The organism is Leifsonia sp. Ger2509, from assembly GCF_055231915.1.
In genome coordinates this window covers 939,257-955,831 of sequence record NZ_JBUYVB010000003.1, presented here as the reverse complement: position 1 = coordinate 955,831, position 16,575 = coordinate 939,257, and the positions used below count along the sequence as shown (strand labels likewise).

At 68.1% G+C, this 16,575-nt stretch carries 9 protein-coding genes; 8 read left to right on the top strand and 1 reads right to left on the bottom strand.

Translation table 11 applies throughout. The annotated features are described in order from the left end of the window. The first annotated feature begins 105 nt into the window (after positions 1–105). From ACV7NN_RS04875 to ACV7NN_RS04850, 6 genes are all read left to right on the top strand, one after another. Positions 106–1,533 carry a serine/threonine-protein kinase gene (locus ACV7NN_RS04875; RefSeq protein WP_463348454.1) on the top strand — a complete coding sequence of 476 codons (1,428 nt, stop codon included), beginning with the start codon at positions 106–108 and terminating at the stop codon, positions 1,531–1,533. Further along, positions 1,530–7,451 carry an Ig-like domain-containing protein gene (locus ACV7NN_RS04870; RefSeq protein ID WP_463348453.1) on the top strand — a complete coding sequence of 1,974 codons (5,922 nt, stop codon included), beginning with the start codon at positions 1,530–1,532 and terminating at the stop codon, positions 7,449–7,451. Before ACV7NN_RS04875 ends, ACV7NN_RS04870 begins: the two co-directional genes overlap by 4 nt. Before the next feature lie 82 nt (positions 7,452–7,533). Continuing rightward, positions 7,534–8,505: an AAA family ATPase gene (locus ACV7NN_RS04865; RefSeq protein ID WP_463351238.1), complete on the top strand. Its 972-nt coding sequence runs from the start codon at positions 7,534–7,536 to the stop codon at positions 8,503–8,505. Then, positions 8,502–9,845, top strand: coding sequence for a DUF58 domain-containing protein (locus ACV7NN_RS04860; protein WP_463348452.1), 1,344 nt, complete (start codon positions 8,502–8,504; stop codon positions 9,843–9,845). The genes ACV7NN_RS04865 and ACV7NN_RS04860 overlap by 4 nt, the downstream gene beginning before the upstream one ends. A gap of 1 nt (position 9,846) precedes the next feature. Further along, on the top strand, positions 9,847–12,153 hold the full coding sequence (locus tag ACV7NN_RS04855; RefSeq protein WP_463348451.1) for a DUF4129 domain-containing transglutaminase family protein: 2,307 nt from the start codon (positions 9,847–9,849) through the stop codon (positions 12,151–12,153). A gap of 68 nt (positions 12,154–12,221) precedes the next feature. Beyond that, on the top strand, positions 12,222–12,773 hold the full coding sequence (locus tag ACV7NN_RS04850; RefSeq protein ID WP_463348450.1) for an FHA domain-containing protein: 552 nt from the start codon (positions 12,222–12,224) through the stop codon (positions 12,771–12,773). A gap of 25 nt (positions 12,774–12,798) precedes the next feature. Here the strand turns inward: ACV7NN_RS04850 and ald are convergent, their stop codons facing one another. Continuing rightward, the gene (ald, locus tag ACV7NN_RS04845; protein WP_463348449.1) at positions 12,799–13,917 is read right to left on the bottom strand and encodes an alanine dehydrogenase; all 1,119 of its coding nucleotides are present in this window, start codon (positions 13,915–13,917) and stop codon (positions 12,799–12,801) included. Positions 13,918–14,181: 264 nt separating this feature from the next. Here ald and ACV7NN_RS04840 point away from each other — a divergent pair, with 264 nt between their 5' ends. Both ACV7NN_RS04840 and ACV7NN_RS04835 read left to right on the top strand, forming a co-directional pair. Continuing rightward, positions 14,182–15,366, top strand: a complete 1,185-nt coding sequence (locus ACV7NN_RS04840; protein ID WP_463351237.1) for an ABC transporter substrate-binding protein — start codon at positions 14,182–14,184, stop codon at positions 15,364–15,366. Next, on the top strand, positions 15,366–16,574 hold the full coding sequence (locus ACV7NN_RS04835) for an ABC transporter ATP-binding protein (RefSeq protein WP_463348448.1): 1,209 nt from the start codon (positions 15,366–15,368) through the stop codon (positions 16,572–16,574). The genes ACV7NN_RS04840 and ACV7NN_RS04835 overlap by 1 nt, the downstream gene beginning before the upstream one ends. Position 16,575: the final 1 nt, after the last annotated feature.

Here is a 16,575-nt window from a genome sequence, read left to right as displayed (position 1 = left end):
GAATAAGGAAACGTTTGCCGTTCAACCCGTGGCGGCGGGCGTTTTGATGACACCGACAGAGGCCGCACTGCCTAGCGGAGTGCACGATTTCATACGGGAGGCGACATGGCCAGGCGTTTGCCATCCCAGCCGCCGAACCTCCCCGGATTCTCGTATGTCCGCGTGCTCGGGTCCGGCGGATTCGCCGATGTCTTCCTCTACGAGCAGAACCTTCCCCGGCGTCAGGTCGCGGTCAAGGTCATGCTCGCCGAGGTCGTGACCAGCCAGGTGCGGCAGATGTTCCAGGCCGAGGCGAACCTCATGGCCCAGCTGAGCACGCATCCGTCGATCCTCACCGTCTACCAGGCGAGCGTCTCCGCCGACGGCCGTCCCTACCTAGTAATGGAGCTCTGCTCCGCAGCGATCGGCCAGCGCTACCGCTCGGAGCCACTGGCGGTTCCCAGCGTGCTGAGCATCGGCATCCGCATCGCCAGTGCGGTCGAGACAGCCCACCGGGCCGGCGTGCTCCACCGTGATATCAAGCCGTCCAACATCCTGACCACCGTCTACGGGCATCCGGTGCTCAGCGACTTCGGCATCGCAGCCACCCTGGGCGAGGCCGACATCACCGAGGCGATCGGGCTCTCCATCCCCTGGTCGGCCCCCGAAGTGCTGCTCGACGAGACCTCCGGCACGATCGCCAGTGAGATCTGGGCGCTCGGAGCGACCATCTACTCGCTGCTCGCGGGTCGCTCGCCCTTCGAGGTCCCCGGCAAGGAGAACACGTCCGCCGAGCTGATCTCCCGTATAACGCGCGGCCGGCCCCAGCCGATCGACCGGGCGGATGTGCCGCCGCGGCTTGTCGCGGTGCTGGAGCGGGCCATGTCAAAGAAGCCCAACTCCCGGCAGCACACGGTGCTCGAGCTGATCCGGGAACTGCAGGCGGTCGAGGCGGAGCTCGGGCTCGCGCAGACGCCGATCGAGGTCGCCATGGACGACTGGGCGCTCGCGACCGCGGCCGATCCGGAGGATCGCACCCGGATCAAGGGTGTGGTGAGCGTCGATCCGTCGGCGAACGTGCGCCGGCGCCGATCGGGTGGGGGAGCATCCACCGGACGCGCTCCGGCGGGCACCATCGTGCGTGAGAGCCTCGGCAGTTCCGACGTGCCGCCGGCCCCCCAGCCGTCGCGCTGGTCCCGCGCCCTCGTGCTGTCGATCGTCGCGTGCTCGGTCCTGGTCGTGGCGCTCGCCATCACGGCGACCCTGGTCCTGGTCCGCGTGGGTGCGAGCGGGGACATCCCCGTCGTGCGGGACCTGTCGGGGCAGCTCACCCAGGGGACGGTCGTGTTCAGCTGGAGCGACCCCGGCCTCCAGCCCGACGACGCCTACCAGGTGGCGGTCGGGGATTCGCCGCCCAGCATCCAGCGCGGCACCGAGTTCCGCGTCGATGCGAAACCCGGTGAGCGGGTCTGCGTGACCGTGACCGTGAACCGCGACGGACGCACAGGCCAGCCGAGTGCGGAGAAATGCGTCGAACGGTCCGCGGGCCCATGAGGTGGTCGTGGCTCGCAGCGCACAAGTCGCTCGTCGCAACGGCGACGAGCGGTACGGCGATCGTCGCGCTGGTGACGACGATGGCCGTCGTGTCGAGCGGCTACAGCGCCCAGCGGATGGACCTCGGCGACGCGTCCGTCTGGGTGGCCAGTGACGCCAAGAAGGCGATCGGGCGGGCCAACACCGAGATCGACAGCCTGAACACGGTCGTGCCGTCCACGGGGAGCACCGTCGATGTCGTCCAGGACGGCACCAACGTGCTGCTCGTCGACACCGAGTCCAACACCGTCGCCGTCGTCGACCCCGCGACGAGCGAGTCCGGTAAGAGCATGCCGCTGCCGCCACGGCAGCCATCCGTCCACCTGGCGGGCGACCAGGTGGCGATCGCGTCGGAGGCGACGGGTCAGATCTGGCTCACGACGGTCGGGGACCTCTCCAACTTCAATTCGGGTGCGGCCCCCACGCTCGACCTCGGCGGTGCTGCCAAGACGACCATGGATGCGTCCGGCGTGCTCTACGCCTTCCTCCCGGACACGGGCGTGGTGCACCGCATCGACACGTCGGGCAACGACACGGTCAGCACGACGGAGAAGGTCCCGCAGGCGGCCCAGGGTGTCAACGACACGATCACGACGGTCGCCGGCCACTGGGCTCTTCTCGACCCCGACCGGCGCGTCCTGTATCTCCATGGACGCGCCGTGAACCTCGCGGGCATCATGGGGGCGTCGACGGACCCCGTGCTCCAGCAGCCGAGCACTGCGGGAGACAGTGTGGCGATCGCGACGTCGACCGGTCTGATCCGGGTTCCGCTGGACGGTTCCTCGCCTACCGTGCGAGTCGGCGGCCGCACCGGCGCGCCGGCCGCACCCGTCGTGGTCGGCGGCTGCACCTACGCCGCCTGGACGGGCGGGTCGAGCTGGTCGTCGTGCAGCGACGCCTCGCCGGGGACGACGCAGGTTCTTGCGCAGGTGCCGCCCGGCGCATCCTTCGCGTTCAAAGCCAACGGATCCCGTGTCGTGCTGAACGACGTGAAGTCCGGCGTGGCGTGGGCGGTGCAGCACGGCAACGCCGTCATCAACAACTGGGACCAGCTCGTCCAGAAGAAGAACAACCAGGAGCAGGTCGACCAGAGCAAACAGGACACTCCACCGCAGTACACGAAAGCCCAGCAACCGCCGGTCGCGGTCAACGACTCGTTCGGGGCGAGGCCGGGCCGCGCGACGCCGCTTCCCGTGCTCCTCAACGACTTCGACCCCAACGGCGACGTTCTGGTCATCGATTCGTTCACCGGCATCCCCGCAGCGCAGGGAACGGTCGAACTCGTCAACAGCGACCAGCTCCTGCAGATCACCCTCCCGGAGAACGCCTCCGGCCGCATCTCCTTCCAGTACACGATCTCCGACGGCCACGGCGGGAGCGCATCGGCCACGGTCACCGTGACGGTTCGCCTCCCAACGGAGAACTCGCCCCCGGTGTGCACCCGGACGGCCAAAGCGGTCGTCCAGTCCGGCGGCCGGGTGACGAGCCAGGTGCTCGGCAACTGCTACGACCCCGACGGCGACGCGTTCTTCCTCGCATCGGCCACGGTTCCCGCACCGGATTCCGTCACCTTCACTCCGCAGGGCTCCGTCGCATACTCGGACAAGGGCCAGGGCGGCACGCTCAAGGATGTGGCACTGGTGGTGTCCGACTCGCGGGCGGACGGCACGGGCACCCTCTCGGTGACGGTGCGCTCGCCGGGGTCTGTGCCGATCATCGCCGATCCATTCGCCGTCCTCGCCTACCAGGGCCAGGAGGTGACCGTCTCGCCACTCCTCCACGTGCGCGGAGGCACCGGCACGGTCCGGCTGAGCAATGTGCCGGCGAAGGCGGACTCGACGATAACCCCCGACTTCCAGGGCGGTACTTTCCGCTTCACGAGCGACCAGGTCGGTACGCACAACCTCGAATACGCAGTCACGGACGGCGTGCTCACCGCCACCGGGACGATCCGGATCGACGTGAAAGCCCCTCCTGGCGCGAAGACCCAGCCGATCGCCGTGCCCCACACGGCGTTCATCCGGGAGCAGACGACGCAGACCGTCGACGTCCTCGCGACAGACATCGACCCGTCCGGCGGGGTGCTCCTGATCACAGGCGCGACCCCTCCGCCCCCGAGTGCAGGGGTCCGCGTCGAGATCCTCGGCCAGCGCCTGCTCCGTGTCACGCTCAACCGCCCGCTGGACGCGCCGATCAATTTCCACTACCGCATCAGCAACGGTCTCGCCGAGACCGAGGGCACGGTGACCGTCGTCCAGCTCCCGCCGCTGACGATCCACCAGCCGCCGATCGCGAACCCGGACACTGTCTCCGTGCGGGTCGGCGACGTGGCGGACATTCCCGTCCTGGCCAACGACGTGCAGCCCGACGGCGACACGCTCACCCTGGACCCGACGCTCGTCTCCCCGCTGCCGTCGGGCGCAGGACTCCTGTTCGCCTCCGGCAACCAGCTGCGCTACCTGGCGCCGTCGAAGCCGGGTAACTTCACAGCGGTGTACAGGGTGACCGGCGAGGGCGGCCAGTGGGCGACGGCCGAGGTCAGCATCGCGGTGCGCGAGCGGGACGAGGCGACGAACAACCCGCCGGTGCCGAAGACCGTCACCTCCCGCGTTCTGTCGGGTGACACGGTGCGCATCACGATCCCTCTGTCGGGGATCGACCCGGACGGCGACTCCGTCCAGCTCATCGGACAGGAGACCAACCCGCAGAAGGGCGCGGTCATCGCATCGGGTCCCGACTGGATGGACTACCAGGCGGGGGAGTATTCGGCGGGAACGGACACGTTCACGTATGCCGTGGTGGATGCTCTGGGCGCCAGGGCGACCGGCGTCATCCGCGTGGGCATCGCCCCGCGGATCGACGGGGCGCGCAACCCGGTCGCTGTCGAGGACGACGTGACGGTCCGCCCGGGCAAGACCCTCTCGATCCAGGTGCTGGCCAACGACTCCGACCCTGATGGCAGCCCGCTCTCGATCACCAAGGTCACCTCGCTGGACGGCAAGGCCACGGCGAAGATCGTCGGCAGCATCGTGACGGTGAAGGCGCCGAAGACCGAGGGCGTCACGAGCTTCATCTACACGATCCAGAACGAACGCGGCGGAACGAGCGAGAACTTCATCAGGGTGACGGTGAGCAAGGACGCGCCGCTCGCGCGTCCGGTCGCCAGCGACACCGTGCTCGGCCTGTCCGACATCCTCGGTAAGCGGACCGTCTCGGTCAACGTGCTCGCCAACGTCTTCTTCGCCGACGGTCCGGTCAGCAGCCTCAAGCTGTCGGTCGTGCCGGGGTACGGCAACAACGCCGAGGTGACGAGCAACAAGCGCATCCGCATCACCATCACCGCGAAGAGCCAGATCATCCCGTTCAAGGTCGCCCACCCCGACGACGAGTCCGTCGCGTCCTATGCGTTCGTGCGCGTTCCCGGCTACGACGATGCGCTCCCGCAGCTCAAGCGCGGCGCACCGAAGCTGAGCGTTCCGAGTGAGAAGCAGCTGACCATCCACCTGAACGACTACATCGTCGCGGTCGGCGACCGCAAGGTCAAGCTGACGGATGCCGCCACGGTGCGCGCGACGCACTCCAACGGCGACGACCTCGTCGTGAACAACGACACCCTGCAGTTCACCAGCGAGGCCCGGTACTTCGGCACGGCCTCCATCTCCTTCCAGGTGACGGACGGTTCGAGCGCCACGGACCCCAACGCGAACGTCGCGACGATCGTGCTCCCCATAACGGTGACACCGCGCCAGAACCAGCCGCCTGTGTTCACCGGCGCCCTCATCGACTTCGAGCCGGGCCAGTCCAAGACGATCAACCTCACGAAGCTCACGAGCTACCCGTACGCGAAGGACCAGAACGAACTCGTCTACACGATCCAGGATCCGAAGCCTGCGGGAGTGGCGCTGAGCCTCAGCGGGCAGAAGCTCACGATCGCGGTCGATGCGGACACGTCCAAGGGAGCGCATCCGTCCATCTCCATCGGAGTGAAGGACGCGATCAATGCCGGCCAGGCCGGACGGATCGACCTCAACGTCGTGCCGTCCACCCGGCCGCTCGCAAGCCCAGCGGCCGACCAGGTGATCGCCCCCAGAGGCAAGACGACCAGCGTCGATGTGCTCGCGAACGACAACGCGACGAACCCGTTCCCCGACAAACCGCTCAGGGTCATCGGCGTCCGAGGACTGAACAGTGCGAACCTCCCCGCCGGTGTCTCGATCGCGCCGAGCGCCGACAAATCCACTCTGAGCGTCACGGTCGCGGCCACGGCGCTGCCGGCCGATACTACGCTGCAGTACGAGGTCGCCGACGCGACGGGCGACCCGGATCGCTACGCGTGGGGGACGGTCACCGTCTCGGTGCAGGACCGCCCAGGACCGGTCTCGAACGTGCAGGTCACGAACTTCGCCGATCGGGCACTCACCCTCTCGTGGATTCCCGGAGCGTTCAACAACTCGGCGATCGTCGGCTACGACCTCACCGTGACTCGGGTCGATAACGGCCAGGTGTTCGGCACGACGACGTGCGTGAGCACGACGTGCACAGTGCCGACCCCGGGCAACGGACCGGACAACGCCGTCCACATCACGGTCGCGGCCCATAACGGCCTCGGTCTCTCCGACCCCGTCCCGTACACCGACGCCGTCTGGTCCGACCTCGTCCCGACGGCGCCCTCGAATGTGTCGACCACTCCGCTCGACCACGGCCTGCGGTTCACCTGGACCAAGCCGCCGGACGCGCCGGGAGCGAGCCCGATCACGTCGTACCTCGTGACGCTCGGCGGCACCACAGCCTCGTACTCCGCCTCCGGCAAGGATGCGGTGGGCACTGTGTACTCACTCAACCTGACCGATGCGAGCATCGCGAACGGGTCGAGCGTGCCGTTCACCATCGCGTCGCGCAACGACTTCTATGCCGGGCGGACCAGCTGGAACCAATCGACGGGCAGTGGGGCTCCGGCGGGCGCGCCACTGGCGACCGGAGCAACGCCCGTCGCCACCCCGCACAACAGCGACGGAAGCACGGCGACCTTCTCGTGGGGCGGCGTCTTCTCCGACAACGGACGGGCGATAACGTCGTACTTCGCAGGTGTCTATCAGGGCGGCAATGCGCCCTCGTGCACGGTCACGGGTGTGGAGAACGGTCAGCCCACGCTGTCGCACGACACCTTCGACGCGCACTTCAAGCCGGTGACCGACGGAACCTCGGTCGACTTCGGCGGCCTCACACCGAATCGCACGTACTCCTTCATCGTCTACGCGTACAACGGTCAGGGCTGCACCGCAGGCCCGATCGTGCAGGCGGTGCCGCGGCTCACGCCCGGAACACCGACGGATGTGCAGACCACGGCGCCGCCGACCGACGACGGCACCGGACTGTTCGACTTCTCGCTGACCGGGGTCACCTATCGGGCGGGCGGGGGCACCAACGGAACGGTCGTGAACTACTGGCTCACCGGTGCAGGCGTGTCCGAATCGGGCCAGCTCGGTCTCAGCGGCGGCGTGCTGGCACCGGCCGGTACGCGTCACTACGGGGTCTCACTGACGCTCCAGGTCCAGGTCTGCGACCTGTACCCGGGAGCGGACCCGCTCTGCAGCGGCGTGTTCACCAAACCGCTCGGCACCCCCGTCAGCACGCAGCTCTCCGGAGCGCGCTACGATCCGACGACCCGGTCCTTCAGCTGGACGGGCTGGCCGTCGGGCGCGTACGACTACGTGCGGTTCAGCTGCGACGGCGGGGCCACCCGTACGGACATGCCCTCCGTCGGCCAGACCCCGACGTGCACGGTGACCCCGACCGAGACCGATCCGACGATCACCGTGTACGTCGGGGCGGACGGAATCGCTTACGAACACAGCTGGAGGAGTGCCGACCTTGGATAGTCCCTCGACCGCCATACTGATGAATGGAACGCCGCCGATGAGCAGTGCCCCGCAGACGAGCACGATCGAAAGAGAATCGACCATGACGATGACGCCGGAGCAGGCGACCTGGTTCTCAGGCGTGTTCGAGCGCCTCGTGTCGAATGTCGACCAGGTGCTTCTAGGTAAGGCGGCCATCATCCGGCTCGCGCTCACGGCTCTCTTCAGCGAGGGACACCTGCTGCTCGAGGACTACCCCGGCACAGGCAAGACGTCGCTGGCACGGGCGATCGCGCAGAGCGTCCGCGGGACGAGCAACCGGGTCCAGTTCACCCCCGACCTGCTGCCCGGCGACATCACCGGCGTCAATATCTACGATCAGCGAACAGGCAACTTCGAGTTCCACCGCGGGCCGGTGTTCGCGAACATCGTGCTGGCGGACGAGATCAACCGGGCGAGCCCCAAGACGCAGTCCGCGCTCCTCGAGGTCATGGAGGAGGGGCAGGTGACCGTCGACGGCGTGACCCATCCTGTCGCCGGCCCGTTCATGGTCATCGCCACCCAGAACCCCATCGAGCAGGCGGGAACCTACCGCCTCCCCGAAGCGCAGCTGGACCGGTTCATCATGAAAGCGTCGATCGGCTATCCCGATCACGAGGCGACCATCCGCATCCTCGAGGGGTCGGAGCGCAAGGCGCACGAGATCGTCGTCCCCGAAATCGTGCCGGCCGCGACGGTCGTCGAGATGGCCGCGCTCGCCAGGTCGGTGCACGTCGACGCCTCGATCAACGACTATGTCTCCCGCCTCGTCGACGCGACCAGGACGGCCACCGAGGTGCGCCTCGGCGTCAGCGTGCGTGGCGCGCTCGCCCTCGTGCGCGCATCCAAGACGCTCGCTGCGGCGAACGCCCGCTACTACGTCACGCCGGACGATGTGAAAGCCCTCGCCGAGCCGGTGCTCGCCCACCGTCTCGTCCTCGACCCCGAGGCGGAGTTCGAAGGGGTGACCACCTCCAGCGTGGTCGCGCAGATCCTCATCGAGACCGCCCCGCCGATCGATCGGCCCGCCGTGTGACGAACACCGCGAAACTCTCCCAGACGGAGCTCACCAATGCGCGTGCCCGCATCGTCGGCACGCGCGACGGCGTGCTCGCGGACGCCATCGTCGCCCTCGTCCGCGTCACCCGCGCGGCGGGAGCAGCGATCTCGCGCGCCTGGGCCTGGCTGACCGGAGTGATCACCGCCCTCGGCTGGTCGATCGTCGTCGTGGGTATCGTCTCGCTCGTCGCCGGGTACGTGCTCGGCTGGGTCGAAGCGGTCGTCGTCGGGTGGACGGCGCTGGTGATGATCGCCATCGCGACGCTCTATCTTGCCGGCCGCAACTCCTACGACGTCACGCTCGGCCTCCCCGGCAACCGCGTCGTGGTCGGCGACAAGGCGCCCGGCGAGGTGATCGTCGCCAACCCGACCCGCAGGCGGCTCCCGGGCGTCCGTGTCGAGGTTCCCGTCGGCAACGGACTGGCCGAATTCGCCGCCCCGTCCCTTCCTCGCGGCGACAGCCACAGCGACGTCTTCCTGGTGCCGACATCGCGCCGGGGGATCATCCCGATCGGACCGGTTCGCACGGTCCGCGCCGACCCGGTCGGCCTCCTGCGGCGCGAAGTCGTCTGGGCGGAGTCGCTCGACCTCTTCGTCCACCCGCGCACCATCGCGATCCCGAGCATGAGCACGGGCTTCGTCCGCGACCTCGAAGGTGCCCCGACCCGCGACCTCACTGCGAGCGATGTGGCGTTCCACGCCCTGCGCGAATACGTGCCGGGGGATGAGCGCCGCAACATCCACTGGAAGAGCACCGCGAAGACCGGCAGCTACATGGTGCGGCAGTACGAGGAGACGCGGCGCAGTCATCTCCTCGTGGCGCTCAGCCTCTCGAAGTACGACTACGCGACCGCTGAGGAGTTCGAGCTCGCGGTCAGCGCCACGGCATCCCTCGGAGTGCGGGCGATCCACGATTCGCGCACGCTCTCCGTGGTGGCCAGCGAGGAGACGCCGGACTTCGCCAAACGTGTCGTGCACGCCGTGCGCCGCATCTCGACGCTGAACCGCGGCAGGCTCCTCGACGACCTCTCGGCCGTGGAGACGGCCCACTCCGCCCTGCGCGTCCCCGAGCTCGCACGGATCGCGGCCGAGGGTGCAGCGGGCACCTCGATCGCGTTCCTGGTCTGCGGCTCAGCGGTCACTCCCGCCCAGCTGCGCTCCGCATCCGCCCACTTCCCCGTCGGCGTCGACGTCGTCGCCGTGGTGTGCGACACCGGGGCGACCCCGCGTCTGCGCCAGGTCGCCGAACTCAGCGTGCTCACGATCGGATACCTGGAAGACCTCCAGAAGAGCCTCGCGAAGCGGATGGCGGCCTGATATGAACAGGACACGCGCCGGTTTCGTGGTGATCAACACCGTCCTCGCCATCGTGACGACGGGGCTCGCTGCCGCGTCCTTCTGGCCGATCTACCAGGATGTCGCCTTTTTCACGATGCTGACAGTCACGGTGGCCGTCGGCGCAGCGATCGCGCTGTGCGGCGCGCTCTTCCGGTGGCCGAGCATCGTCGTCGCCTGTGTCGTGGTCGCCGCCTACTTGCTGCTCGGCGTGCCCCTCGCCGTCCCCAGTGAGGCGACCGGGGGCGTCCTGCCGACCGGATCGGGCCTCGCGACGCTCGTGACCGCGACCTGGGAGAGCTGGAAACAGCTCGTCACGATCTCTCTGCCTGTCGGGTCGTACCAGGCGCTGCTGGTGCCGGCGTTCATCCTCATCCTCCTGTCGATCGTGATAGGCCTGACCGTCGCCCTGCGGGCGAAGCACGGTGAGCTCGCCGCGGTTCCGCCGGTGCTGCTGCTCGCCGCCGGGATCCTCCTGGGCCCCGGTTCGTCATCGCTTCCGATCGGGCTGACGCTCGGGCTGATGGCCATCCTCCTCGTCTGGCAGATCTGGTTCCGCTGGCAGCGGAGATCGGTCTCGATCGGTCTCCTGGCCGAGCACACCGGCGTGCTCGTGGAGACGCCGCGAGAGCGCCGGTTCGCAGGTGCGCGCACGATCGTCGGCGCCGCGGTCATCCTCGTCGTCGCTGGCGTGGCCGGAACGGCCGCCGCCATCGTGCTCCCGGCGCACAGCGAACGTCAGGTGGTGCGGACGGCGATCGAGCAGCCGTTCGACCCTCGCGACTACGCGAGCCCGCTCAGCGGCTTCCGCAATTATCTGGAACCCGCAGAGTCCGACCAGCCGATGCTGACCGTGACGGGACTGCCGGCCGACCACCGCATCCGGATCGCCACGCTCGACACATACGACGGGATCGTCTACTCGGTAGGGACCGACCAGGTCTCGAGTTCCTCCGGGTCGTTCACCAGGGTGCCGTACCGCCTCGAGCAGTCGGGCGTCAACGGAACGAAGCACGCGATCACCGTCACCGTCAACGGATATTCGGGCGTCTGGGTGCCGGGCAGCGGGCAACTGCAGCAGATCACGTTCACGAGCGGCGACGCTGAGGCCCTCGCCGGGTCGTTCTACTACAACGACACGTCGGGGACGGGAGCGGTGACCCGGGGGCTGCGGGCGGGCGACTCGTACACGCTCGATGCGGTCGTCAAGCCGCAGTTCACACCGGCCGAGCTCGCCGATGCCGAACCCGGGACCGCCTCGGTGCCGAAGCCCGGCGTCGTTCCCGATGAGCTCACCCAGACGCTTCAGAAGTATTCATCGACACAGAACACCGCCGGTGCGAAGCTGGCGGCGGCGCTCAAAGGTCTCCAGACGGATGGCTACATCAGTCACGGTATCGGCCCGAACGAGCCGGTGAGCCGGTCCGGCCACGGTGCAGACAGGATCACGCAGCTCCTCACCGACGACCCGATGGTGGGCGACCAGGAACAGTACGCGGTCACCGCCGCACTCATGGCGCGGCAGCTGGGCTTTCCCGCACGGGTGGTGGTCGGCTTCGTCGCACCGGCCGGCACGACCACGGGTCCGGTGGCACTGACCGGCGCGGACATCTCGGCGTGGATCGAAGTGCAGACGCGTGCCGCCGGCTGGGTCACGGTCGACCCGACGCCGCCGATCCGCCCTATTCCGCCGAAGCAGCCGGAGACCCCGACGCAGATCTCCCGCCCGCAGACCAACGTCCTCCCGCCGGTGGACGACACCCAGAGCCAGCGCGACGTGCCTCCCCAGGCGCAGGTGGACAACACCGACCAGAACAGCCCCGATCCCCTGCTGGCCGCGATCCTGGCCGTTCTCACGATCGTGGGGTGGTCGCTGCTGGGAATCGCGGTCGTCTCGGCCCCCTTCCTCGCCGTTATCGGCGCCAAGTGGCGCAGGCGGACCCTGCGACGCACCGCGCTCACCTCGGTCGACCGGATCTGCGGAGGCTGGCGCGAGTTCGCCGACGCCGCGATCGACCATGGCTACGATCCGCCGCCGTCGGCGACGCGAACCGAGTTCGCACGGACCATCGGCGGTTCCCGGGCATCCGCGCTGGCCTCGGTGGCCGATCGTGCGGTGTTCAGCCCCATCGCGCCCACCCCGCTCGAAGCCGATACAGTGTGGCGTGCCGTAGACGAACTGCGACACGCACTGGCCAGACGCCAGAGCCGCTGGCGCAGGTTCGTGGCACTCATCTCGCTGCGGTCGCTCGGAGTCAGCCGCAAGCGCAAGGTCCGGAGGCGTCGATAGTGAATTGCAGGGTGTGCGGCAGCGAGCTGCCCGAGGGAGCGCTCTTCTGCGGGGAGTGCGGGAGTTCGGTGACGGCGACTCGCGTGCGTCCGCCGGCTGTCGCCGACCCGCGTCCATCGGACACGAGCATCGTGGAACCGCTCCCGAAGCCGGCCGTCGTCGGCAGATTCCCCGGAGCGGACGACGCATCCGGCGTACCCGGCTCCGCGGCGGAGGTGGTGTCGATCGAGTCGGCGCCGGTACTCGATCCGCCATCCGAACGCGAAGCCGAACCGGCGGAACCGGTCGGATCCCACGTCGCCTTCACACTCTCGTTCAGCACGGGCGAGGCCGTCCGCGTGAGCGGAGGCGGCCTGCTCGGGCGTCGCCCGATCGCGCAGCCGGGGGAGGCGTTCGACCAGCTCGTCGCGATCAACGACCCCACCCGTTCGGTGTCGAAGACCCATCTCGAATTCGGTCTCGAGGGTGACGAGCTCTGGCTGTGCGACCGCTACTCGGGCAACGGCACCATCGTCCGGCCGCCGGGCGGGGTGGTTCGCCAGTTCGAGCCCGGGCGACGGTACAGGGTCGCGCGGGGCACGCGCGTGGAGATCGGCGACCAGTACTTCGACGTGAACTGATCGCCGATCCAGCGCTCCTGTTCCGTCAGCCCGCGATCGCCGAGCCGACGGTTCCCGCGGTGAGCCCGTGGCCTGCCGCGACGGCGTCGTTGGTCACGATGCCCGCGTGGGTGTTGAGCCCGAGGGCGAGCGACGGGTCCGCCGAGAGCGCTTCGCGCCAGCCACGGTTCGCCAGCGCCCGTGCGTAGGGGAGGGTCGCGTTGGTGAGCGCGTACGTCGAGGTGTGCGGAACGGCGCCCGGCATGTTGGCGACGCAGTAGAACAGCGACTGGTGGACGGTGAATGTCGGGTCGGTGTGGGTCGTCGGGTGCGAGTCGGCGAAGCATCCGCCCTGGTCGACGGCGATGTCGACGAGTACGCTTCCCGGCTTCATCCGCGATACCAGTTCGTTGCTGACCAGCTTCGGCGCCTTCGCGCCGGGCACGAGGACCGAGCCGATCACGAGGTCGGAGGCCACGACGGCCTTGTCGATCTCGAAGCTGTTCGAGGCGATCGTCTTGATGCGACCGGCGTACAGGGCGTCGAGTTCGCGGAGCCGGGCGATGTTGGTGTCGAGGACCGTCACCTCGGCACCGAGGCCGACTGCGACGCTGGTCGCGTTGGTTCCGGCGACGCCGCCGCCGAGCACCGTCACGATCGCCGGATGCGTTCCAGGGACACCGGGGACCAGCAGGCCGGGGCCGCCGTTGGGCTTCATCATCGTGTTCGCGCCGACGATGGGGGCGAGGCGTCCTGCCACCTCGCTCATCGGAGCCAGGAGGGGGAGCGCGCGGTTCGGCAGCTGCACCGTCTCGTACGCGATGGCCGTCACACCGGCCTCGAGGAGGGCGCGGGTGAGTGCCTCCTCTGCAGCCAGGTGAAGGTAGGTGAAGAGCACGAGGTCGGGCCGGAAGAACCGGTACTCGGACTCGATCGGCTCCTTGACCTTGAGCAGCAGCTCCGCGCTCTCCCAGGTGCTCTCCGCGTCGGGAAGGATCGTCGCACCGGCCGACGCGTACGCCTCGTCGGGGATCGATGACCCGATGCCGGCGCCTGTCTCGACGAACACTTCATGGCCGTTTCCGACGAGGTCGTGGACCCCAGCCGGGGTGATCGCCACCCGGAACTCGTTGTTCTTGATTTCGCGGGGGATCGCGACCTTCATGGTGCTCCTAACACATCTTCGATGACCGTTCGGCTGAAACCAGCGTAAACCGTCCGACCAACGATTTCGACCGGCGAACGTGCGCTTCGGTGCTGATTTCGTAAAGTTTATGTTTCCAAATGGTCGATTTCCCCATTCAGTGCTGCGCTCGAGCGTATGCCTGTGGCAGGATCGATCCACCGCGACGTCGCGGGAATACGCAACCCTAGTGTCGTATATCGAAGGAGCACCTACGTGAACTCGAGGCAGCTGCCCCAGGACCCGATGATCCAGAGCCTCATCCAGCACGCACGTCGATCCCAGGTCACTCGGCGCGGCATGCTCGCCGGCGCTGGTGCCGGTGCCGCAGCCCTCGCGCTCGCCGCGTGCTCGACCGGAGGCGCCGCGAACAAGCCAAAAGCGGCCAAGGACCAGTCGTCGACCGACAAGACCCTCACGTGGGCGAACTGGCAGGCGTACCTCGACCAGGACGACAGCGGCAAATACCCCACACTCGAGGCGTTCCAGAAGCAGTCGGGGCTCACGGTGAAGTACGACGTCGCCGTCGACGACAACAACACCTACTACGCCAAGGTCAAGGACCAGCTGGCGCTCGGCAAGGACATCGGCGCCGACACCGTCTGCCTGACCGACTGGATGATCGCCCGGCTCATCCGTTTCGGCTACGTGCAGACCTTCGACGAGGCGAAGATCCCGAACAAGAAGAACCTCACCCCGGCGCTCGCCGACGCCGACTTCGACCCCGGCCGAAAGAAGTCGTTGCCGTGGCAGAGCGGGTTCGCCGGGATCTGCTGGAACAAGAAGAAGATTCCCAACGGCCTCAAGTCCGTCGATGACCTCTGGGACTCGAGCCTCTCCGGCAAGGTGGGCGTCCTCAGTGAGATGCGCGACACGATGGGACTGATCATGCTGCAGCAGGGCGTGGACATCTCGAAGAGCTTCACCGACGACCAGTACATGAAGGCGATCGACAAGCTCACCAAGGAGGTGAGCGACGGGCAGGTGCGCAACATCAAGGGCAACTCCTACCTGAACGACCTCAAGAGCGGCGATACGCTCGCCGCGATCTGCTGGTCGGGCGACATCACCCAGCTGAACGCCGAAGCCGGGGACAACTGGGAGTTCGCGCTGCCGGAGGCCGGCGGAACGCTGTGGAGCGACAACTTCGTGATCCCGATCGGATCGCCGCGCAAGTCGAACGCCGAAGAACTCATCAACTACTACTACGAGCCGGCTGTGGCTGCGGAGGTCGCTGCCTGGGTGAACTACATCACCCCGGTTGTCGGAGCCAAGGACGAGGCGGTCAAGATCGACCCCGCCCTCGCGGACAACCAGCTGATCTTCCCCGACGACACGACGCTCTCGAATGCCCACATCTTCCGCTCGCTCACTCCGGCGGAGGAGCAGAAGTACCAGGCGGCCTTCCAGAAGGTGATCCTGGGCGCCTGATGGCCAGGGGAGAATTCGCCGAGTCCGGCGCCGATCTGCAGCTGGTCGGAATCACCAAGCGGTTTCCGGGTTTCACGGCGATCGAGAATCTCGACCTCACCGTTCCTGCCGGTTCGTTCTTCGCCCTGCTCGGGCCGTCCGGCTGCGGCAAGACGACGACCCTGCGGCTCGTCGCGGGACTCGAAGAGCTGACGGCGGGCAGCATCCTCATCGGTGGCAAGGATGTGACGTCGACGAAGCCGTTCCAGCGGCCGGTGAACACCGTCTTCCAGAGCTATGCCCTCTTCCCTCACATGACGATCCTCGAGAACGTCGCCTTCGGACTGCGCAGGCGGAGGATGGCCGACCCGGTCGCGCGTGCGCACGAGGCGCTGCGGCTGGTCGAGCTCGACCACCTCGCCGCCCGCCGGCCGGCCCAGCTCTCGGGAGGCCAGCAGCAGCGCGTCGCCCTCGCCCGCGCAGTGGTCAACCGACCCGCTCTCCTGCTGCTCGACGAGCCGCTCGGAGCGCTCGACCTGAAGCTCCGCCGCCAGATGCAGCTCGAGCTGAAGTCGATCCAGACCGAGGTCGGGCTCACTTTCGTCCACGTGACCCACGATCAGGAGGAGGCCATGACCATGGCCGACACGGTCGCGGTCATGAACAAGGGTGCCATCGAGCAGATGGGCTCGCCCGAGGTGCTGTACGAGAAGCCCTCCACCGTGTTCGTCGCGAACTTCCTCGGCCAGTCCAACCTCTTCGTCGGCCAGGTCCGCGACGACGGCGGCACGACGATCTCCCTGGACATCGCCGGGCACCGCCTCGTGGTCCCGAAGAGCCGTGCCCAGCGCCAGCAGGGCAGGGTCACGGCCGGGGTCCGGCCCGAGAAGCTGTCGCTGCACCCGACGGAGGCGAGCATCCCGAGCGGTCGCAACCAGCTCGGACCCGGCCGGGTCATCGATGTCTCCTTCAGCGGCGTCAGCACCCAGTACCTGGTGGACGTGCCCGGCGCGGGAACGATCGTCGTGTTCGCCCAGAACATGGCGTCAGGACCCGTGGTGGCTCTCGGCAGCGAGGTGTGGGTGTCCTGGGATGCCGAGCACACCTTCGTGCTGGCCGACGACGCGCCTGCCGACGCGCCGGAGGGCACCTTCACTGAGGATGCGGACACGGCGATGATCGCGGCGCAGACGCGGGAGCGGCTCCTCTCCGAGCTCGAGGAGGCCTGAC

Bases quoted from the DNA above. Each gene is read 5' to 3' on its own strand.
- ald (WP_463348449.1), bottom strand. From the start codon at position 13,917: ATGAAGGTCGCGATCCCCCGCGAAATCAAGAACAACGAGTTCCGGGTG.
- ACV7NN_RS04875 (WP_463348454.1), top strand. From the start codon at position 106: ATGGCCAGGCGTTTGCCATCCCAGCCGCCGAACCTCCCCGGATTCTCG.
- ACV7NN_RS04855 (WP_463348451.1), top strand. From the start codon at position 9,847: ATGAACAGGACACGCGCCGGTTTCGTGGTGATCAACACCGTCCTCGCC.
- ACV7NN_RS04835 (WP_463348448.1), top strand. From the start codon at position 15,366: ATGGCCAGGGGAGAATTCGCCGAGTCCGGCGCCGATCTGCAGCTGGTC.
- ACV7NN_RS04865 (WP_463351238.1), top strand. From the start codon at position 7,534: ATGACGATGACGCCGGAGCAGGCGACCTGGTTCTCAGGCGTGTTCGAG.
- ACV7NN_RS04870 (WP_463348453.1), top strand. From the start codon at position 1,530: ATGAGGTGGTCGTGGCTCGCAGCGCACAAGTCGCTCGTCGCAACGGCG.
- ACV7NN_RS04840 (WP_463351237.1), top strand. From the start codon at position 14,182: ATGATCCAGAGCCTCATCCAGCACGCACGTCGATCCCAGGTCACTCGG.